Origin of the sequence: Streptococcus sp. 1449 (genome assembly GCF_013276805.1) — a bacterium.
GTDB lineage: Bacteria > Bacillota > Bacilli > Lactobacillales > Streptococcaceae > Streptococcus > Streptococcus pseudopneumoniae.
This window is the reverse complement of sequence record NZ_VMLS01000101.1, coordinates 1-2823: the sequence shown is the minus strand read 5'-3', so window position 1 is coordinate 2823 and position 2823 is coordinate 1. Positions and strand designations below refer to the sequence as shown.

Here is a 2823-nt window from a genome sequence, read left to right as displayed (position 1 = left end):
ATTCCGGTCTTCGGCATAAACTAATGAGCACCCTTAGCTCAACTGGATAGAGTACCTGACTACGAATCAGGCGGTTAGAGGTTCGACTCCTCTAGGGTGCATTTTTCTATTTAACTCGGGAAGTAGCTCAGCTTGGTAGAGTACTTGGTTTGGGACCAAGGTGTCGCAGGTTCGAATCCTGTCTTCCCGATTCATGGCGGTGTAGCTCAGCTGGCTAGAGCGTCCGGTTCATACCCGGGAGGTCGGGGGTTCGATCCCCTTCGCCGCTATAATGATCTTGTCGGACCTTTAGCTCAGCTGGTTAGAGCTCTCGGCTCATAACCGAGTGGTCGTAGGTTCAAGTCCTACAAGGTCCATTTGAATATTGGAGGATTACCCAAGTCCGGCTGAAGGGAACGGTCTTGAAAACCGTCAGGCGTGTAAAAGCGTGCGTGGGTTCGAATCCCACATCCTCCTTTTATATTAACGCGGGATGGAGCAGCTCGGTAGCTCGTCGGGCTCATAACCCGAAGGTCGTAGGTTCAAATCCTGCTCCCGCAATAAGGCTCGGTAGCTCAGTTGGTAGAGCAATGGATTGAAGCTCCATGTGTCGGCGGTTCGATTCCGTCTCGCGCCATTTTATTGATAGTATTTATGCGGGTGTAGTTTAGTGGTAAAACTACAGCCTTCCAAGCTGTTGTCGCGAGTTCGATTCTCGTCACCCGCTTTGAACTTTGTTCAAATTACCAAGTTTTTTAACTTGGGCGCGTAGCTCAGGTGGTTAGAGCGCACGCCTGATAAGCGTGAGGTCGGTGGTTCGAGTCCACTCGTGCCCATTAATTGGAGAATTACTCAAGAGGCTGAAGAGGACGGTTTGCTAAATCGTTAGGTCGGGTAACTGGCGCAAGGGTTCGAATCCCTTATTCTCCGTTTTAATGAGAGTTTGTAACTCTCTTTTTCATTTGGCTCTTTGTCAACTGTAGTGGGTTGAAGTCAGCTAAGCTCGAGAAAGGACAAATTTCGTCCTTTCTTTTTTGATGTTCAGAGCGATAAAAATCCGTTTTTTGAAGTTTTCAGGCTCTTTGTCAACTGTAGTGGGTTGAAGAAAAGCTAAAATCTTTATATATTGTCGATTTTATGGTTGTTCTAATTTATTATTACTTCCAACTCTTGAGAGAAATTTCTCCGCTATTGAGCCAGATTTCTTTTCCGTTATCACATTGCACCAAAAGTTTTCCACTTTCAGAGATGTCTTTAGCAAGTCCCTTGTAGTCTTTTTGATCTAGTGTGAAAGTAACTTCTTTTCCAAGAACGAATGACTGTTTTTTGTATAGGTATAATAGCTCTTCTGCTGGTGTTTCGAAGAAAGTACGCCAGATTTCTATGATCAATTCATTCCTTGTTATAGGAGCTGTAGCTTTAAATAAGCTGGCAGCTTTTTCTTTTAATTCCTGAGGGAAGTCTTTAATAGTGAAATTGATACCTACTCCAATAATGATATCTGTGACTAAGCCAGTTTCTACAGAGGTCATTGCTTCAGTGAGAATTCCTCCAATTTTATGATTGTTTAGGTAGATATCATTGACCCATTTTATGTCGACATCTATTAAAGTTAGGTTCTTAATGGCTTTGTAGACAGCTCCAGCTACAAGTAGTGTGTAGGACGGTAATTTGTCATAGGGAAGATTTGGTTTAAGATGGAGGGTCATATAAATGCCACCTTGAGGAGAGTAGAAGGAGCGTTGAAAACGGCCACGCCCTGCTATTTGATAGGAAGCTAGATAGAGGGTGTTTGCTTCATAGCCTAAATCAATTGCTTCTTTTGCATCTAGTTGTGTTGATTTTGTTTCGGGTTTAAAACTGATTTTAATTGGAAGATTTTCTTCTAGAATCTCTGGAAGAATAAGGTCACCATTCATCAGTTTATATCCTCTATTTTTGATACTATCAATTTCAATCCCTTCTTGTTCTAGTCGCTTGATAGCTTTCCAAATTGATGTTCGGCTTAGGGATAGTTTTTCTGCGATTTTTTCTCCGCTGATATAGTCGGTTTCTTTAGATAGGATTTGGTAGACAGCTTGGTAGGATTTCATAATGTTGCCTTTCTCACTAGTTGGTATTGAGAGTATTCTTTTCTTGTATGACTTGGAGTCTGATTAAAGTATTGTTTATAAGCTTTCGAAAAATGTAGTGGATCTGAAAAACCTACCGAGTATGCAATTACCTTGATGGATTCTTGGGTATTTTCGAGAAGTTGTTTAGCTCGGTGCATTCGAACGTAGAGTAGGTATTCTTTGGGTGATAAGGTATTAAATTCTTTGAATACGCTTGATAAGTAGCTTCTGTGAACGGATAGTTCTTTTGTTAAATCTTGAATTGTAAGTGATTGAGGATAGTGGCTATCAATTAATCGTTTGCATTCAAGATAGAGTTGGTAGGTTGATGAAATATTCTTTTTTCTGATTGGGAGCAATAGTTCCCAGATGAAACATCAGTTCATGGAGTTGTCCCATGATATGGAGTTGAGCTAATTCATTGGATTTTGTAATCTGAGCGAAGCGAACAATGTCTGAGATGAGTTTTGCAGTAGTCTGGGTATGACAAGTTTCAGATTGGATGAGATAGGATTGATCAGAAATTTGAGAAAGGGCAAAAAAAATCAGGAGCTTTCCCTCCAGTGATTCCTAACCAGTAGTAGGCCCAAGGTTCTTTACTATCTGCTTGATATAGTCATTTAGTTTTAAAAAGCGTTCCAAACATTCAAAAATAGTTGGGACTTCCCTTAATAAATCTGTTACTTTCTTTTTCAAGATAGCCCAAGCTTACTCAATAGGATTCAAATCT

General features: G+C 40.8%; 1 protein-coding gene, 10 tRNA genes and 1 pseudogene. 10 read left to right on the top strand and 2 right to left on the bottom strand.

The window, feature by feature from the left end:
- The first annotated feature begins 27 nt into the window (after nucleotides 1–27).
- From HT687_RS11270 to HT687_RS11225, 10 genes are all read left to right on the top strand, one after another.
- A tRNA-Arg gene (locus tag HT687_RS11270) sits at nucleotides 28–101 on the top strand.
- Nucleotides 102–116: 15 nt separating this feature from the next.
- Nucleotides 117–190: transfer RNA gene (locus tag HT687_RS11265), tRNA-Pro, on the top strand.
- Between the two features lie 5 nt (nucleotides 191–195).
- Nucleotides 196–269: transfer RNA gene (locus tag HT687_RS11260), tRNA-Met, on the top strand.
- A 13-nt stretch (nucleotides 270–282) separates the two neighbouring features.
- Nucleotides 283–356: transfer RNA gene (locus HT687_RS11255), tRNA-Ile, on the top strand.
- 10 nt (nucleotides 357–366) lie between these two features.
- Nucleotides 367–456: transfer RNA gene (locus HT687_RS11250), tRNA-Ser, on the top strand.
- Between the two features lie 10 nt (nucleotides 457–466).
- Nucleotides 467–540, top strand: a tRNA-Met gene (locus tag HT687_RS11245).
- Between the two features lie 3 nt (nucleotides 541–543).
- Nucleotides 544–616: transfer RNA gene (locus HT687_RS11240), tRNA-Phe, on the top strand.
- 19 nt (nucleotides 617–635) lie between these two features.
- Nucleotides 636–706 (top strand) — tRNA-Gly (locus HT687_RS11235).
- A gap of 35 nt (nucleotides 707–741) precedes the next feature.
- Nucleotides 742–815, top strand: a tRNA-Ile gene (locus tag HT687_RS11230).
- A gap of 6 nt (nucleotides 816–821) precedes the next feature.
- Nucleotides 822–909: transfer RNA gene (locus HT687_RS11225), tRNA-Ser, on the top strand.
- A 227-nt stretch (nucleotides 910–1136) separates the two neighbouring features.
- On the opposite strand, the gene birA is transcribed toward HT687_RS11225, so the two are convergent.
- Together birA and HT687_RS11215 are read right to left on the bottom strand one after the other, a co-directional pair.
- A complete protein-coding gene (gene birA / locus HT687_RS11220) occupies nucleotides 1137–2072 on the bottom strand; it encodes a bifunctional biotin--[acetyl-CoA-carboxylase] ligase/biotin operon repressor BirA (protein ID WP_000844510.1) in 936 nt (311 codons plus the stop codon).
- Nucleotides 2069–2706: pseudogene (locus HT687_RS11215) on the bottom strand (AraC family transcriptional regulator); the annotation flags it as partial. The gene birA and the pseudogene HT687_RS11215, both read right to left, overlap by 4 nt.
- Between the last annotated feature and the right edge of the window lie 117 nt (nucleotides 2707–2823).